The 16315-nt window shown below is 73.1% G+C and carries 15 protein-coding genes and 1 tRNA gene; 8 read left to right on the top strand and 8 right to left on the bottom strand.

Annotated elements, in window-relative coordinates; translation table 11 throughout:
• The first annotated feature begins 224 nt into the window (after positions 1-224).
• The 3 genes from E6U81_RS12380 (at position 225) to E6U81_RS12370 (ending at position 2681) form a co-directional block, all read left to right on the top strand.
• The gene (locus E6U81_RS12380) at positions 225-893 is read left to right on the top strand and encodes a helix-turn-helix transcriptional regulator (protein ID WP_031157952.1); all 669 of its coding nucleotides are present in this window, start codon (positions 225-227) and stop codon (positions 891-893) included.
• 64 nt (positions 894-957) lie between these two features.
• A complete protein-coding gene (locus E6U81_RS12375) occupies positions 958-1515 on the top strand; it encodes a toxin-antitoxin system, toxin component (protein WP_168714611.1) in 558 nt (185 codons plus the stop codon).
• Entirely contained in the window at positions 1512-2681 is a 1170-nt protein-coding gene (locus E6U81_RS12370; protein WP_136230120.1) for an MAB_1171c family putative transporter, read from the top strand. Before E6U81_RS12375 ends, E6U81_RS12370 begins: the two co-directional genes overlap by 4 nt.
• Positions 2682-2756: 75 nt before the next feature.
• Here E6U81_RS12370 and E6U81_RS12365 read toward each other — a convergent pair whose 3' ends face one another.
• Together E6U81_RS12365 and E6U81_RS12360 are read right to left on the bottom strand one after the other, a co-directional pair.
• Positions 2757-3533 carry a DUF4239 domain-containing protein gene (locus tag E6U81_RS12365; RefSeq protein ID WP_136230119.1) on the bottom strand — a complete coding sequence of 259 codons (777 nt, stop codon included), beginning with the start codon at positions 3531-3533 and terminating at the stop codon, positions 2757-2759.
• A 73-nt stretch (positions 3534-3606) separates the two neighbouring features.
• Positions 3607-4188: a hypothetical protein gene (locus E6U81_RS12360; protein ID WP_136230118.1), complete on the bottom strand. Its 582-nt coding sequence runs from the start codon at positions 4186-4188 to the stop codon at positions 3607-3609.
• A 148-nt stretch (positions 4189-4336) separates the two neighbouring features.
• Between E6U81_RS12360 and E6U81_RS12355 the strand changes: the two genes are divergently transcribed.
• On the top strand, positions 4337-6043 hold the full coding sequence (locus tag E6U81_RS12355; protein ID WP_136230117.1) for a serine/threonine-protein kinase: 1707 nt from the start codon (positions 4337-4339) through the stop codon (positions 6041-6043).
• 81 nt (positions 6044-6124) lie between these two features.
• Here E6U81_RS12355 and metG read toward each other — a convergent pair whose 3' ends face one another.
• Positions 6125-7840 carry a methionine--tRNA ligase gene (gene metG, locus E6U81_RS12350; RefSeq protein WP_136230116.1) on the bottom strand — a complete coding sequence of 572 codons (1716 nt, stop codon included), beginning with the start codon at positions 7838-7840 and terminating at the stop codon, positions 6125-6127.
• Positions 7841-8302: 462 nt separating this feature from the next.
• Between metG and E6U81_RS12345 the strand changes: the two genes are divergently transcribed.
• Together E6U81_RS12345 and E6U81_RS41915 are read left to right on the top strand one after the other, a co-directional pair.
• Positions 8303-8860 (top strand): sigma factor-like helix-turn-helix DNA-binding protein, encoded by a 558-nt coding sequence (locus tag E6U81_RS12345; RefSeq protein WP_240803775.1) that lies wholly within the window; start codon positions 8303-8305, stop codon positions 8858-8860.
• Entirely contained in the window at positions 8857-10716 is a 1860-nt protein-coding gene (locus tag E6U81_RS41915) for an IclR family transcriptional regulator C-terminal domain-containing protein (RefSeq protein WP_346766139.1), read from the top strand. The genes E6U81_RS12345 and E6U81_RS41915 overlap by 4 nt, the downstream gene beginning before the upstream one ends.
• A 60-nt stretch (positions 10717-10776) precedes the next feature.
• Here the strand turns inward: E6U81_RS41915 and E6U81_RS12335 are convergent.
• A tRNA-Leu gene (locus E6U81_RS12335) sits at positions 10777-10861 on the bottom strand.
• A 278-nt stretch (positions 10862-11139) separates the two neighbouring features.
• On the opposite strand from E6U81_RS12335, the gene E6U81_RS12330 reads away from it, so the two are divergent.
• Positions 11140-12321, top strand: coding sequence for a low temperature requirement protein A (locus E6U81_RS12330; RefSeq protein ID WP_136230114.1), 1182 nt, complete (start codon positions 11140-11142; stop codon positions 12319-12321).
• Here the strand turns inward: E6U81_RS12330 and E6U81_RS12325 are convergent.
• The gene (locus E6U81_RS12325) at positions 12308-13249 is read right to left on the bottom strand and encodes a beta-ketoacyl-ACP synthase III (protein ID WP_136230113.1); all 942 of its coding nucleotides are present in this window, start codon (positions 13247-13249) and stop codon (positions 12308-12310) included. The genes E6U81_RS12330 and E6U81_RS12325 overlap by 14 nt on opposite strands.
• A gap of 206 nt (positions 13250-13455) precedes the next feature.
• On the opposite strand from E6U81_RS12325, the gene fdhD reads away from it, so the two are divergent.
• Positions 13456-14283 carry a formate dehydrogenase accessory sulfurtransferase FdhD gene (gene fdhD / locus E6U81_RS12320; protein ID WP_136230112.1) on the top strand — a complete coding sequence of 276 codons (828 nt, stop codon included), beginning with the start codon at positions 13456-13458 and terminating at the stop codon, positions 14281-14283.
• On the opposite strand, the gene E6U81_RS12315 is transcribed toward fdhD, so the two are convergent.
• The 3 genes from E6U81_RS12315 to E6U81_RS12305 are packed head-to-tail and all read right to left on the bottom strand — an operon-like array spanning position 14273 to position 16229.
• Positions 14273-14719, bottom strand: coding sequence for a hypothetical protein (locus E6U81_RS12315; RefSeq protein ID WP_136230111.1), 447 nt, complete (start codon positions 14717-14719; stop codon positions 14273-14275). The two genes, fdhD and E6U81_RS12315, sit on opposite strands and share 11 nt — an antisense overlap.
• 28 nt (positions 14720-14747) lie before the next feature.
• Positions 14748-15179: a (2Fe-2S) ferredoxin domain-containing protein gene (locus E6U81_RS12310; protein ID WP_206309908.1), complete on the bottom strand. Its 432-nt coding sequence runs from the start codon at positions 15177-15179 to the stop codon at positions 14748-14750.
• A gap of 9 nt (positions 15180-15188) precedes the next feature.
• Positions 15189-16229 carry a bile acid:sodium symporter family protein gene (locus tag E6U81_RS12305; RefSeq protein WP_136230110.1) on the bottom strand — a complete coding sequence of 347 codons (1041 nt, stop codon included), beginning with the start codon at positions 16227-16229 and terminating at the stop codon, positions 15189-15191.
• Positions 16230-16315 lie beyond the last annotated feature (86 nt).

Below are 16315 nucleotides of genomic sequence, written 5' to 3'. Positions count from 1 at the left end.
TGTGGCACTGAGAGCTCCCCCTCCTCCGGTCTGGATCTTCATTTCCGTGTGGCGATCCTGCTACCGACTTCATTCGAGTGTCAACTATTGTGGCAATTCCAGCCTCTTGACAGCTCATTCCCGCCACAGCTGTGGCACGTTCTAGCCCTTCCGGGCGAGAGCGGCTAGATTCCAGAAGCCGACCATGTGCCGTACCGACTTCGCGCGATCTAGGAGAACCACTGGTGACAGACGGCTTCCCGGCTCCCGTCGCGGTGGCCGACGCACCCCTGGCAGCGACCATCACCCGCGTCGCCGAACTCGCGGGCAAGATGGGCCGCGACCTCAGCCAGGTCTTCGACCTGCGACGCCTCTCCGAGGCTTCGGGCGTGCCCACGGATGTGGTGAAGACCCTGCTCGACGGCAGGCCGGCCGGCGAACCCGACCTCCAGGCCCGCTTCCTGCAGCGTCTCGACCTGCTCCGGCGCACCCGCGTCAAGCCGAACGGCCGCCGCTACACGCAGCAGGAGATCGCCGACGGCGCCGGCATGTCGAGGCAGCAGGCGGGGGCCCTCATCAACGGCGACCGCCGCCCCACCATGGAGCACTGCGACGCGATCCAGCGCTTCTTCGGGGTGCACGCCGGGTTCCTCACGGCCCACGACGCCGACGCCCTCACCGACGCGCTCCAGCGGACCGAGCAACAGCTCCTGCAGGACTACGCGGGACGCGCGCGGGAAACCGTACCGGCCTCAGGCGCATCGGCAGGCGATCCGCTGGCAAGACTCCTGCAGAACCACGGTGTACGGGGCATCGCCTGGCGCGCCGCCCAACTGCCCAGCGACAAGCACCGGGACAAGGTGACCGAATGGCTGGACATGCTCCTCGAAAGCGTCAAACCGAATGAGTCCTGACCCAGTCGAAAGTCTGGGTCTGATCCTTGAGTCCTGATCCGGATCCGCGCCGACGGGGAGAACGGTGAGCATAGGCAGAGAGCAGCGGCGGTTGTGCGGGGAGCTGGTGGCCGGCATCCGGCTGACCGCCCCCGTGGAGCCCGTGGACCTCTACGCTGCCCTCTGTGAGGGCATGAGCAGACACCGCGGCCGACGGGTCGACTTCCGGATGGCTTCGTTCCCGCCCCGGACGGCCAGTGGTCTGTGGCTCGACATGGCGGACCGCGATCTCGTGGTCATCGAGGAACGCACCGCACCCGACCATCAACTGGTCATCCTGGGCCACGAGCTGTGGCACATGAAGGCCGGCCACTGCAGCCACCACGTCGACGGCGCCGCCGTCGCGGCGCGGCTGCTGTCCGACGAGGCCGACATCGGCGAGACGGTCCGCCGCGTCGCCGCGCGCACCCGCGCCGACGTCCAGGAGGAGACCGAGGCCGAGACCTTCGGCTTACTGCTGGGCAGCCGCTGCAGGAACTGGCTGGCCGGGTCCGCCGGGCACCGGACTCCCGTCCAGCGCGACGATCTCGCGGGCCGCATCGAGGCCTCGCTCGGCTACCGGGGACTGAGGAACGACCGTTGACCGGTGAGGACTACTACATACCGGCAGCAGCGATGGCGGTCTCACTCGCCTTCAAACTGCCGGCCCTGCGGCACAACTGGCGCGACCCGCTCCTGCGCTCGGTCGTCGCCCTGCTGGCCCTGGCGGGGGCCGTGTTCGCCTTCGCCGCCCCGCCCACCATCGCGGCGGTCAACCGCTGGACCGGGATCGCCAACTTCTCCGCCCCGCTGGTCTACTGCCTGATCACCGCCTTCAGCGCCTCCTGCCTGGTCCTGATGGTCAACTGGCGGGGCGGGTCTCCCGAACGGACCAGGCGCGTCTCGCGCCGCTGGATCCTCGGCTACAGCATCGTGATCGTGGCCCTGGTCGTCCTGTTCGCCCTCGGTGAGACCCCCGAGGAACGCCTGCGGGACTTCGACACCTTCTACGCGAACACGCCGTACGTCGGCCACATGATCGCCCTCTACCTGCTGGCGCACCACGTGGCGGCGGTGGTGATGGTGGTCCTGTGCTGGCGTTGGTCGCTCAAGGTCCGCGGCTGGCTGCGCATCGGGCTGATGATCATCGTCGCCGGGTACCTCTTCAACCTCGGCTACGACGCCACGAAGATGACGGCCGTGGTCGCCCGCTGGCTCGGCGGCGACCTCGACGGCCTGAGCACCTACGTGGCTCCGCCGCTCGCCTCGCTCGGGGCGCTGATCAGCGCGATGGGCTTCGTGGTCCCGCTCGTCTGCCAGCGGCTCTCCGACCACTGGCAGACCTGGGCCACGTACCGCCGGCTCGGCGCGCTGTGGCAGGAGGTGCAGATCTCGGCGCCCGTCGGCACGCCCTCGGTGCAGATGGCATGGTGGTCGGCGGCTGAACTGCGCGTGATCCAGCGGGAGTCCGACATCCACGACGGGTTCCTGCACCTCGGCCCCTACTTCGACAAGGGCCTGCGCGACGACGCCTACGACAGCGCCCTCGCCGAGGGGGCCGACGAGGAGACCGCCCGCGCCGTCGGCGACGCCGCCATGGTCGCGGCCGCCGTACGGGCCCGCTCCGCGGACCCCGACGGGCAGACCATCGGCGAGGACGAGGAGACCCTGCTCGACACCTCCGACGGGCCGCGCGACCTCCTGCGGATCTCCGACGCCCTGCGGCGTTCGCCGGTGGTGCAGGCGGTCCGGCGCCGGGTGGCCGTCTGAGCGGTGGCCGTCCGGCCGGGGCAGCCGGCCGGTGCCCCGACGGGGCACCGGCTGCTCCCCCCGACCGCGTCCCGCTCAACGGGCCGCGGCCACCGCCGTCTTCGGGAACAGCTCCTGGAACGGCCCGGCCGAGTCGTTCCCGTCCCGCCCGTACGGCGCGTCGAAGCTCCACACCATGAACAGCAGGAACACGATCAGCGCGCTGAACAGTCCCGCGAGCAGCAGCTCCCGCCCCGAGCGCCGGATCTGCAGCGTGAAGATCAGCCCCACGGTGACCACCCCGCCGACCAGCAGCCCGAACCACACCACACCCGGCAGCGTGGATTCCGAGCTCTGGGTCCGCGAGTGGCGGGCCTCGTCGGCGGCCGCGATGTGGTCCAGCAGCGGCTGGTAGGCCTGCGCCTGGAGCTCGGTGGCCGGGCTCTGGTGGGTCACGGAGGTGCGGAGCTTGCCGAGCAGCGCGCCGCCCTCGGCCGACGCGCCCTCGCCCGAGGTCAGCAGCGGCCAGTCCACGGCGACGGTGTGGGAGACGTACGCGTCCACCTCGCCCCGGATCCGGTCGCGGACCGCGGCAGGGTAGACGTCGGCGCGCTGGGTCACCTCGTACAGCGCCTGGGCCTCGCGGCGCACGCTGTCCTCGGCGGCGCCGCGCGCCTCCCATACGCCCGCGATGGCCAGGCCCAGCACGATCGCGTAGACCACACCCACCATCATCGTCATGTACTCGATGACGTCGGGGGTTTCGCTGGTGTCCTCGTCTTCGGCGGCCCGGCGGTGCCGGATCGCCGTGATGGCGAGGACGAGGGCGCAGACGAGCGCCATGGCGATGGCCAGGACCAGCCATTCGGACACGTGGATTCTCCCGGTGTGGATCGGTGGACGGACGGGGGTGCGGCGGACGGGGGTGCGGCGGACGGGCCAGCGGTCAGCCGCGGCTCTTGGAGCGCGGGCGCAGGGCGGCGGCGGCGAGTACGGCCGGGGTGGTGACGACGACCATGAGCATCACGGTGGACATCCCGCCCGGGCCGAGCCGCTGCACGGCGACCGAACGGTACGGACGCACGTGGAAGGCGCTCACGGGCGCGGCGGCGGCCCTGGGCCGGGCCGGGGCGGACGCTTCGGCCGGGGCCGCCCCGGCAGCCTCGGCGGGTGCCGGGGCGGACGGCGGCGGCTCCGCCGGCGCCGGCACCGCCTCCGCCGAAGGGTCTGCGGGACCGGTGGCGGCCGACGGTTTGGACGGCGCGGGCGGCGCCACCGCGGGTCCTCCCGGCCGGGGGGCCCAGCCGGGATGGCGCACCGTGAGCCCGGCGTCGGCGCCGGGCACGGCGACCCGTACCGAGGGCCGGCCGGAAGGCGGCGCACCGGGCCGCTTCGGCTGGCCGGCGGGTACGCACAGGTCGACGCGGGCCCCGCGGCCGGGGCCGTCGCCCGCGACCGCCACATGGCCGTGGAGCGGGCAGAGCGCCGCCACCAGACCCGCTCCGGCGAAGTACTGCCAAGCGGTCACCGCGCGTCCTCCCGATTCCGCAGCAGACATGAGGGTTACGTCTGAAGAAACGATCACGTCCCGGCTTCGACACGCGGCGGACCGGTGAAGATCGAAACGGCACACGACCGGGCACACGGGCCGGGTGGCGATGCGGCATGATGGCGCCATGCTGACCGAGGGGGAGAACGCCCGTCTGATCGCCGGGCGTTATCGACTGGATGCCAGACTCGGGCGCGGCGGCATGGGGGTCGTGTGGCGCGCCACGGACCAGTTGCTCGGCCGCAGCGTCGCCGTCAAGGAGATGGTGCTCGATCCGGCGCTGTCCCTGGACGAGGCCCGGCTCCAGCGCGAGCGCACGCTGCGCGAGGCGCGCGCTGCCGCGCAGGTCAAGCACCCCCACATCATCGTGGTGCACGACGTCGTCGAGGACGGCGAACGCCCGTACATCGTCATGGAACTGGTCGAGGGCGGCTCCCTCGCCGACCGGCTGGCCAGGACCGGGCCGGTGGACCCCTCCGAGGCCGCCGGCATCGGAATGGCGCTGCTCGGCGCCCTGCGGACGGCACATGCGGCCGGGGTGCTGCACCGCGACCTCAAGCCGGCCAACGTCCTGCTGGAGGCTCCGGGAGACCGGGCCGTCCTCACCGACTTCGGGATCGCGCAGGTGTCGGGGGCGACGACGCTGACCGCGACCGGGGCGTTCGTCGGCTCTCCCGAGTACACCGCGCCCGAGCGGATGTCGGCGCAGTCGCCGGCCGGGCCGGAGTCCGACCTGTGGTCGCTGGGCGCCCTGCTGTGTGCGGCGGTCAGCGGGGCGTCGCCCTTCCGCCGGGACTCGCTGGGCGGGGTCCTGCACGCGGTGGTCTACGACGAGATCCGGCCGCCCGCCGCATGCGGGCCGCTGCTGCCAGTGGTGCGGGGGCTGCTGGAACGGGACCCCGCAGCTCGGCTCGGTGCGGACCGCGCGGAGGAGATGCTGCGGGCGCTGGCACCCCCGGCCGGCCACACACCGACGCGCCGCTGCGCGCCCGGGGTGTCCGACGCCCGGCCGGCACCCGCGCCGACGCCCGTTCCGCCCCCGGGACCGGCAGGTGAACCGGCACCGGAGCCGGCCCCTCGACCCGCGGCGCAGACCGCTCCCGTGACGGCGCAGCCGGCCGGCGCCCCCGCGCGGCGGCGGCCGGGCGGGGCTCTGATCGCCGCCCTGCTGGTGGCCGCGATCGCGGGCGCGGGCGTGTCGGCCGCAGCCCTGCTGATGAACGAGGACGACCCGGCCGACCGCACCGGCCGGCCCGCGGCCACGAGCGGAGCCGCGGGCGGAGCCGCCGGCGCTGCGGCTGCGACGCCGGGCGGGCAGGTCTCCGCGCCGGTGCCCGGGCCGTCGGCGCCCGGGCAGCCGACCGGTGGTTCGGCGGACGACAAGGCGGCCCCCGCCGGTTACGGGGTCGTCCGGGACCCGGCGGGCTTCGCCCTCGCCGTCCCCGACGGCTTCACGCGCAAGACCGACGGCCCGCGGGTCTTCTACATGTCGCCGGACGACAGCTTCCGCATCGGCATCAAGATCTCCGCCCCTGAATCGGGCGGCCCGCTCGCCGTGCACCAGCGCTCCCACGCCAAGGGGCCGACCAGCAACCCCGGCTACCGGGACGCCGAGGTCTCGGTGAGCACGCACCACGGCCACGAGGCCGCCCTGTGGCTGTTCACCTGGGACGGCTTCTCGACGGCCGAGGGCCCCCGGCACACCCGCGACCTGTGCTGGGAGGAGGGCGGGCGCCTGTACGACGTGTGGGTGTCCGCCCCGGTCGGGCGCGCCGCCGAGGCACGGTCCTACTTCGACACGGCGGTCCGCACCTTCACCCCTGCCGCGGGCTGAGCCCGTCCGGCGTGCGCCCGGGTACGCCGGAGGGGCGCGACCCGTGGTCGCGCCCCTCCGGTCGGACGGATCCTGGGGGCGTCAGCCCGCCTCGGTGCCGCCGAAACGCTCGCGGTAGGACTCCAGGTCCTCCTCGGTGACCCGGGCGAAGAGCACCGGCGGCACGGTGAACGGGGTCCCGGCCGGGACCGCGTCCAGGGCCTTGGCCTGCTCCGGGGTCACCCACGTCGCGGTGTCGTCGGCGAGGGCGAACGCCGAGCGCATGGCGCGCGCCGAGGCCGGGATGAACGGCTCGGAGACCACCGAGTAGAGGTGGATGAGGTTCATCGCGGTGCGCAGGGTGAGCGCGGCGGCGTCGAGGTCGGTCTTGACCTCCAGCCAGGGGGCCTTCTCGTCGAGGTAGGCGTTGCCGGCGGACCACAGGGCGCGCAGCGCGGCCGCGGCCTTGCGGTACTGGAGGGTCTCCATGTGGCCCTCGTACTCGGCCAGCAGCTCGGCGATCTGCTCGCCGAGCTTCGCCTCGGCCTCGCCCGCGGGGCTGCCGGCCGGGACCTCGTCGCCGAACTTCTTGCGGGAGAAGGTCAGTACGCGGTTGACGAAGTTGCCGAGGGTGCCGCCGAGGTCCTTGTTGACCGTGGCCGCGAAGTGCTCCCACGTGAAGGACGAGTCGTCGGACTCCGGGGCGTTGGCGATCAGGAAGTAGCGCCAGAAGTCGGCCGGGAGGATCTCCAGCGCCTGGTCGGTGAAGACGCCGCGCTTCTGCGAGGTGGAGAACTTGCCGCCGTAGTACGTCAGCCAGTTGAAGGCCTTGACGTAGTCGACCTTCTTCCACGGCTCGCGGGTGCCCAGTTCGGTGGCGGGGAACATGACCGTGTGGAACGGGACGTTGTCCTTGGCCATGAACTGGGTGTAGCGGACGTCCTCGGCCTCGTACCACCAGGACTTGTAGTCGCGGTTGTCCGGGTCGGCGTCCGCCCACTCCTTGGTGGAGGCGATGTACTCGATCGGGGCGTCGAACCAGACGTAGAAGACCTTGCCCTCGGCCGCCAGGTCGGGCCAGGTGTCGGCCGGGACCGGCACGCCCCAGTCGAGGTCACGGGTGATGGCGCGGTCGTGCAGGCCCTCGGTCAGCCACTTGCGGGCGATGGAGGAGGCGAGCTGCGGCCACTCCTCCTCGTGCTCGGCGACCCAGGCCTCGACCTCGTGCTGGAGCGTGGACTGCAGGAGGAAGAGGTGCTTGGTCTCGCGGACCTCCAGCTCGGTGGAGCCGGAGATGGCCGAGCGGGGCTCGATCAGGTCCGTGGGGTCCAGGACGCGGGTGCAGTTCTCGCACTGGTCGCCGCGGGCCTTGTCGTAGCCGCAGTGCGGGCAGGTGCCCTCGACGTAGCGGTCCGGCAGGAAGCGGCCGTCGGCGGGCGAGTAGACCTGCCGGATCGCGCGCTCCTCGATGAAGCCGTTCTCCTGGAGCTTGCGCGCGAAGTGCTGGGTGATCTCGGCGTTCTGCGGCGAGGAGCTGCGGCCGAAGTAGTCGAAGGACAGCTCGAAGCCGTCGTAGACCGCCTTCTGGGCGTCGTGGGCCTGCGCACAGAACTCGGCGACCGGGATGCCGTTCTCCTTGGCGGCGAGCTCGGCGGGGGTGCCGTGCTCGTCGGTGGCGCAGATGTAGAGGACGTCGTGGCCGCGCTGGCGGAGGTACCGGGAGTACACATCCGCCGGAAGCATCGACCCGACCATGTTGCCCAGGTGCTTGATCCCGTTGATGTACGGAAGCGCGCTGGTGATCAGGTGTCGAGCCATCCTCGGATGCTCCATTTCCTATGTGCGGTGCAACGTGACATCACGGAGTGTGAGTGCGGTCATCGTATCGAACCGCCGAAAGGCCACGCGCCGCATTTGTTTTCGGGTGGACGTAAAGCAAAAGCGAGGACAGTGACCTCTTACGTCACGGCCCTCGCGATCGGGCCCATGGTACAGCGGGACAGTGGCGCGCCCGACCGGAGGACCGACCGGTGATACGGCGGCACCGGCAGGCGGCATATGCATACGTGCTGGCTGGAGCCTCGGGCGATCGAGACCGATCACGGTTCGATCATCTGCGACGCATTGCTTCCCAGGTTTCTTCTCTGCGCCCTCCGAGTGCGCCCTCACTGCTTTCCTGTTCTGCGCACCAGGGGATGAGGTGGAGCGGTGAGCGATGGCGGACCGGAGGAGTCCGGTGGGGCCGTGGGACTGCCGAGCCGGCGTAGGCGGCCGACTCCCATGAGCCAGTGGGACCCTACGGCACGCCTGTCGTACTGGGCCTTCCATGCCAACCGGCGCCCTGCGTACATGCGCTTCGCGTACTTGCAGCTGGGCTCGGACGCGGCGGCCGAGGCAGCGGTGGACGCCACCTTCGACTCGATCATGGGCGACTGGCTGCGGATGCTCCACATGGACCGGCTGGACGCCTACGCCTGGACCGTCCTCAAGCACTGCCTGGTCGACCGGCAGCACCGGCTCCACCCCTGGCAGCAGGAGCCCGAGCCGATGGACATCAGCGCCTTCGAGGCGGCCCTCAAAGAGGCGCACGCCGACCAGTACGAGGTGCTGACGGACACCATCCGCTTCTACTCCGCCGTCTCCCGGCTCGCCGAGCGCCAGCGCGACGCCGTGCTCCTGCGGTACGGGCTCCAGTGCACCCCCGGTGAGGCCGCCTCCGTGATGGGCGTCGACGAGGCCACGGTGCGCTCCCATCTCGGCCAGGCCCACCGGCGCCTCGCCCGGCTGCTCGACACGTCCGCCGATCCGGCGGAACCGGCCGAACCAGCCGGGTCATGAGGCGCCGCGACCGGCTGGAGCGGCCGGACGGCGACCCGGCGCCCCGCTCACTGGCCGAGTTCCTCGCCCGGGCGGGCGTCCGCGACCGCTACCGCCACTACGACCTGGGCGCGGCCGAGGCCCGGCTGCTGCGCGCCACCCCGCACGCCCATGTCCCGCACCGCGCCCGGCGCCGGGCGGCCCACGGCTGGAGCGACCCGGTCCGGGACCGCCCGCTCGACGCCGAGCGGGCCCGGCGCGACCTCAAGGCGATCTGCCTGGACTCCGTGTGCGCCCCGGACGCCGCCGCGCACCTCGACTCCTTCACCGGCGGACGCACCGACCTGGCCGGCGCCGTCGTGTTCGGCTGTCTGCTGCACCTCGCCGGGATGCGCGAAGGCGCCCGGTTCTGGTGGCAGTTCGCCGCGGCCTCCGGCAGCGCGCGGGCCGCCGCGGCCGCCTACTGCCTCTTCCTCGACCACTCCCGGCGCGGGGAGCACCACGACGCCCGGCACTGGGCGCGGGAGCTGGGCCGCCGCGGGTTCCGCCCGAACGGCCGCCGGGACCTGCGGGAGATCCGGCTGTGCGCACAGGCAGCCGTCCTGCGCTACGTCGACCAGGTCGAGGATCCCGACCTGGGTCCGGTGCCGCTGCCCAGGGCCGGGCTGTCGGGGGCGCTCGGCGCGTTCCTCCCGCCGCCCGCCCCCGTCCCGGTCCTCGCGCCGGTGGCGGCGTCCCGCCCGGCCGCCGGGCCGCTGCGCCACCCCGCGCTGACGGCCGCGGCCCGCGGGACCGTCGTACAGGGCGGTACGGGCGGGGCCCTGGCGGAGGCCCGCCGCGCGCTGGCCGTCGTACGCGTCCTGGAACGGCATCCGCTGGGGGTCCGGGCCGGCCAGCTCGCGCGGGAGTCGGGCCTCGCGGAGGCGGAGCTGCGCCCGCTCCTGGCGATGCTGTGCGAGGAGGAGTACGCGGACCGGCCGGCGGCGGGGGTGTACGGGCGCGGCCCGGCCCTGGGCCGGCTCGCCGCCCCCGGCGGCCACGGCCTGGCCGGGCAGCTCCAGCGCACCCTGGCCCTGGCCCGGGACAGCGTGGGCGCCGCGGTGTACCTCAGCCGGTACGCGGCGGGAGAGGTCCACATCACGCAGATGGCGGCCGGTCCGGCGACCCCGCCGGTGCGGGAGTGGGTCGACTTCCGGGACGCCGCGCACGCCAGCGCGGTCGGCAAGTGTTTGCTGACGCAGCTGGACCACGACCGCCGCGCGGACCACGTGGCCCGGCACCGGCCCGCCCGGCTCACTCCGCAGACCATCACCGACAGCCGGGCCCTGTTCACGGCACTGGACGCGGTGGCTCCGGGCGCGCCCGTCTTCGACCTGCTCGAATACGCCCCGGGGGTCGTCTGCTCGGCCGTTCCCATCGCCGCGGGCGGAGCCGCGGGGAGCCTGGCCCTGTCGCTGCCCGCGACCCACGCCCACCGGCTGCGCCCGGCGACCGAGGCGCTGCGCCGCAAGGCGGTGCCGGTGCTCCTGGCCCTGCTCCTGACGGGCGCGATCCCCCCGGATGCCCCGGACACCGCGGCCGCCCCGGCCGTGGAACCCGGCCCCGGGCCCGAGCGGCCCGAGCCCCGGCCGATGCGTGCTCCGGTCACCCCGGAGACCCTGCGCCACCTCCGGCTGCTCTTCCGCACCCCGCTCGCCGAAGCCGCGGCGGCGGCCCAGGGCCCGCACCTGGTCAGCGACACCACGGCCGCGGCGGCCTACCTCTTCGAAGCCGCCCCGGACGGCGCCACCCCCCGCCTGTCCCTCCCCCACACCTTCACGTCGGTGACCCCGGGCAGCCTGACCCGCCCGACGGGCCTGGTGGTCCTGGGCACGTGACGCGCTCATGCCCGCCCCGGGAAACAAAAGAACCCCACACAGTGTGTGGGGTTCTTGCTGTGTCCGAGGGGGGACTTGAACCCCCACGCCCGATAAAGGGCACTAGCACCTCAAGCTAGCGCGTCTGCCATTCCGCCACCCGGACCGGTGGTCGGCCCCGGTTTCCCGTGGCGACATGGACAACAATAGCAAAGGATCGGCGGGGCTCCGACCACTTATCCGGGCGGCGGGTGGTCCGCCACGCCGGGCTGACCTGCGGGCATGCCGCGGAGGGCACAGCGGGACGGGGCGTCTCGCCGCGAGCGGGGGTGCGGACGGACCGGTGCGGACGGGACCGGCCTGCTGGCGGATATCGGCGTCGGGGTGGACAGCGGCGGCGCCGGGCGGTCGGATGGCTGCGCACACATCCGGGGGGAGCCGCGCATGGAAACCGAGCACCGCGTCAGCACGCTGGAGCTGTTCTTCGACCTCGTCTTCGTCTTCACCATCACGCAGTTGACGGTGCTGCTGGCCGACGACCTGACCCCACGGGGCGCGGGGCAGGTGGTGCTGATCTTCACCGTGCTGTTCTGGATGTACGGGGGCTACGCGCACCTGACCAACCAGGTGCCGCCGGACCGGACCGTCCGGCGCGTGCTGCTCATGCTCGCCATGGGCGCGTTCATGGTGTGCGCGCTGGCCGTGCCCACCGCCTTCGGGGCGGGCGGCGTGGCCTTCGGCCTGGGGTACCTGCTGGTCGTACTCGTCCACGGCGCGCTGTTCACGCAGGCGCACGGCCGCGGGGTGCTGTGGTTCGCGCTGCCCAATGTGCTGTGCGCGCTGGCGGTGACGGCCGCCGGGTTCTTCGACGGGCTGCCGGCCTGGGGCCTGTGGCTGCTGGCGCTGCTGCTGCAGTTCGTGACGCCGGTGGTCGTGCAGCGGGTCGCGGCGAGCGGGGCAGCGGCGGAGCCGGAGGCGGCGGAGCAGACGGTCGGCGACCAGCTCGGCGGCATGAACGCGGCGCACCTGGTGGAGCGGCACGGTCTGCTGCTGATCATCGTCTTCGGCGAGTCCGTGATCGCGATCGGCATCGGGGTGGGTTCGCTGCCCCTGTCCGCCGGCATCGCGGGCGGCGCCTTCCTGTCGCTCACGATCGCGTCCGCGATGTGGTGGATGTACTTCGTGCGCGACGAGGGCCGGGCCGAGGGGGTCTTCGCGCAGACGCCGCCGGAGCGGCGTTTCAAGCTGGCGATGGCCGCGTACTACTACGCCTTCCTGCCCGTGCTACTGGGCATCGCCGTCTTCGCGGCCGGGGTGAAGAAGACGATCGGGCACCTCGGGGAGCACCTGCACACCGGCCCGGCGGTCGCGCTGGCCGGCGGTGTCGCCCTCTACCTGGCCGGGAACCTGCTCTTCCGTGCGGTGCTGGGCATCGGGCCGTCCCGCTACCGCGCGACGGCCCTGGTGCTCGCGCTCGCCACGGTGCCCGTGGGCACCGGCTGGACGGGAGCCGGCCAGCTGGTGGCCCTGGCGGTCGTCCTGGTCGGCGCGGTGGTCGCCGAGGGCGGCCGCTCCCCCGCCGCGCGGGCGCGGGCAACGGCCGCCGAGAGCGTCACGGGCAGCTGATGACCTGGCCCGCGTAGGAGAGGTTGCCGCCGAAGCCGAACAGGAGGACCGGGGCGCCGGAGGGGATCTCGCCGCGCTGGACCAGCTTCGACAGGGCCATGGGAATGCTGGCTGCCGAGGTGTTGCCGGATTCGATGACGTCGCGGGCGACGACGGCGTTGACCGCGCCGATCTTCGCCGCGAGCGGCTCGATGATGCGCAGGTTCGCCTGGTGGAGGACGACCGCGGCCAGCTCCTCGGGGGTGACACCGGCCTTCTCGCACACCTTGCGGGCGAGCGGCGGGAGCTGGCTGGTGGTCCAGCGGTAGACGGACTGGCCCTCCTGGGCGAAGACCGGAGGCGAGCCCTCGATGCGAACCGCGTTGCCCATCTCCGGGACGGAGCCCCACAGCACGGGGCCGATGCCCGGCTCCTCGCAGGCCTCGACGACGGCCGCGCCGGCGCCGTCACCGGTGAGCACGCAGGTGGTGCGGTCGGACCAGTCGGTGATCTCGGCCATCTTGTCGGCGCCGATGACCAGTGCGCGGGTGGCGGAGCCGGCCCGGATGGCGTGGTCGGCCGTGGCCAGGGCGTGGGTGAAGCCCGAGCAGACGACGTTGATGTCCATCACGGCGGGGCTGCCGCCCATGCCCAGCTTGGCGGCGACGCGCGCGGCCATGTTGGGCGAGCGGTCGATCGCGGTGGAGGTGGCCACCAGGACGAGGTCGATGTCGTCCGGGGTCAGGCCGGCGCCGGCGAGCGCCTTGCCGGCCGCCTGGTAGGCCAGCTCGTCGACCGGCTCGTCCGGGCCCGCGATGTGGCGGGTGCGGATGCCGACGCGGGAACGGATCCACTCGTCGGTGGTGTCGACCATGGCCGCGAGGTCCTCGTTGGTGAGCACTTTCGCGGGCTGGTAGTGCCCTAGCGCCACCACGCGTGAACCGGTCATGGGCGGGGTCCCCCCTCGTAGGCAAGTCAGGATCACCCAGCTTTGCCTGCTACCGGTGGGTACGGGTGCGTGTGACCCGACAGGATTCCGGCCCCGGATTTTGGAGCTTCCCGAGGAGCCCCCTGCCCGGGACCAGGTCGGATGCGGAACCGCGAGAATGAGTACGTCGGGCATCGGCGAGAAACAGAAGGGGTGGGCTGATCACCATGGGACGGGTCACCGAACGCCGTCGCGTCGTCCGGATCCGGAGCGGGGCGGCGGGTGTCCGCCCGGACACACTGGTGGCCGAGGAGCCGCTGGAGATACGGCTGAACGGCCGGCCGCTGGCCATCACGATGCGCACGCCGGGTGACGATTTCGCCCTGGCGGTGGGCTTCCTGGTGAGCGAGGGCGTCCTCGGCGCGGCCTCCGACGTCCAGGCGGTCACCTACTGCGAGGGGGCGACGCAGGACGGGTCGAACACCTACAACGTGGTCAACGTGCAGCTGGCGGCCGGGGTCCCGGTGCCGGACATCACGCTGGAGCGGAACGTCTACACCACCTCGTCCTGCGGGCTGTGCGGTAAGGCCAGCCTGGACGCCGTCCGGACGGCGAGCCGCTTCCCCGGAGTCGCCGCCGATCCGGTACGGGTGCCGGCGGAGGTCCTCACCGGGCTCCCGGACCGGCTGCGCGCGGCCCAGAAGGTCTTCGACCGTACGGGCGGCCTGCACGCGGCGGGGCTGTTCACGGCGGAGGGCGAGCTGCTCGACCTGCGCGAGGACGTGGGCCGGCACAACGCGGTGGACAAGATCGTCGGCCGCGCGCTCCAGGCGGGACGGCTCCCGCTGACGGGGGCGGTCCTGCTGGTGTCGGGCCGGGCCTCCTTCGAACTCGCGCAGAAGGCCGTGATGGCGGGCATCCCGGTGCTGGCGGCGGTCTCCGCGCCCTCCTCGCTGGCGGTGGACCTGGCGCTGGAGTCGGGCATGACCCTGGTCGGCTTCCTGCGGGGCCCGGACATGAACATCTACGCGGGCGAGGAGCGGATCACCCTGTAGCGGCGCGCCGGAACACCTCCACCGCACCGCGCTCGTAGTGGAGGAACGTGGCCCGCACGTCGCTGCCGTCGCCCGCGGTGCCCTCTTTCCCGGTGCCGCTCAGCAAGAACCAGTCCGTGCACTCCTGTATCGCGGGGGTTCCGTCGGGGCTGAACTTGAGCAGGATCCCCGGGTCTTCGTCGGTGGGGTGGCCGAGGGTCCAGTTCCCCTCACCGGTGAACACACCGGGCTCCTCGCCCCGGGAGCACTCCCAGCCCGAAGCGTCCGCGAGGCGGGCCCGGCCGTCGGCCATCACCTCGAGCCGGGCTCCGCGGTCGCCGTGCCAGGTCCCGATGACGTCCGCCTCCGTCAGCGGGGAGGACGTGCCACCCAACATGCCGAAGGCCAGGGCCAGCAGCAACAGCAGACCGAACAGCACGCCGAGGGTTATGGTCACCGCCCGGGCGAGGTTGTAGTCGCGCACCTCAGCGCCCCCGCCGGGCGCGGCGGCCGGCGTTGGCCGGCGGCTTCGGGGCCGGTGGGTCGATGCGGTGGAGGTCCAGGGTGGCCGGGAGCGGGGTGGAGCCCGGGCCGCCGGATTCGGCCCAGGCGATGATCTCGTCGGTGGCGGTGTCGTCGAGGGCCCAGCCGAACCACACCGCGCGGGCGCCGCGGCGGCGGGCCTCGGTGGTGGGCTGGACGACGATGACGTTGGCCTGGGCGCACGGGCCGAGGCAGTCGCTCGTACGGACGGCCAGGCGGCCCCCGGAGGCGGCCGCGGCCTCGCGCAGCCGGGCGAGCTGGCCGGCGTGGTCGGTGCCGGGGTTCTTGCGGGGGTCGCCGCAGCAGCAGCCGCGGCAGACCACCAGGGTGCAGGGGCGTTCGGCGTGGGCGCCGAGCGGGCGTATCCAGGTCACCACCGCACGTTACCGGCCCTGGGGAGCCACCTGTTGGGACGGGCGGGAGACCTCCGCCACATGGTCGGCGGCGAGTTCGGGCAGCGGGTCCTGGGCGCGGCGCCGGGCGAGGACCGCGCAGACCATCAGCTGCATCTGGTGGAAGAGCATCAGCGGGAGCACGGCGAGGCCGGCCTGGGCCCCGAACAGCACGCTGGCCATGGGGAGTCCGGCGGCCAGGCTCTTCTTCGACCCGGCGAACTGGATGGCGATGCGGTCCTCGCGGCCGAAGCCGAGGCGGGCCGCGCCGTACCAGGTGACGAGCAGCATGACGGTGAGGAGTACGGCTTCCAGGAGCATCAGCGCGCCCAGGCGCAGCGGGCTCACCTGCTGCCAGATGCCGGCGACCATGCCCGCGCTGAAGGCGGCGTGGACGACGAGCAGGATCGAGCCGCGGTCGACGTATCCGAGGGTCTTCTTGTGGCGGGTGAGGAAGCCGCCGACCCAGCGGCGCACGGCCTGGCCCAGGAGGAAGGGCAGCAGGAGCTGGAGGGTGATCTTGAGGAGGGAGCCGAGCGAGAAGCCGCCCGTGCGGCCGCCGAGCAGGACGGCTGCGAGGAGGGGGGTGAGCACGATGCCGGCCAGGCTGGAGAAGGAGCCGGCGCAGATCGCGGCGGGGACGTTGCCGCGGGCGATCGAGGTGAAGGCGATGGAGGACTGGACGGTCGAGGGGACCAGGCAGAGGAAGATCAGGCCGCTCTGGAGCGCGGGCGGCAGGAGGCCGGGGGCGAGGGCGGACAGGGCGAGGCCGAGGACCGGGAAGAGCAGGAAGGTGCAGGCGAGCACGGTGAGGTGCAGCCGCCAGTGGCGCAGGCCGTCGAGTGCCTCGCGGGTGGAGAGCCGGGCGCCGTAGAGGAAGAAGAGGAGGGCCACGGCCGCGGTGGCGGCGGAGCCGGCGATCGTGGCCGCCGCGCCGCGGGCGGGGTACAGGGCGGCCAGGCCGACGGTGCCGAGCAGGGCCAGGACGTACGGGTCCAGGGGGAGCCAGGCGGGGAGGTGCGGGCGGCGCATGCGCGGTGCTCACTTGCTGTCGGGGCGGGTGGGACCGGGTGCTCTCCGTCCCTTCACGGCGTCCCTCCATCGTCGGGCCTTTCCGG

The organism is Streptomyces sp. A0592 (assembly GCF_004795115.1).
Lineage (GTDB): Bacteria > Actinomycetota > Actinomycetes > Streptomycetales > Streptomycetaceae > Streptomyces > Streptomyces erythrochromogenes.
This window is presented reverse-complemented; position numbering and strand designations above follow the sequence as displayed.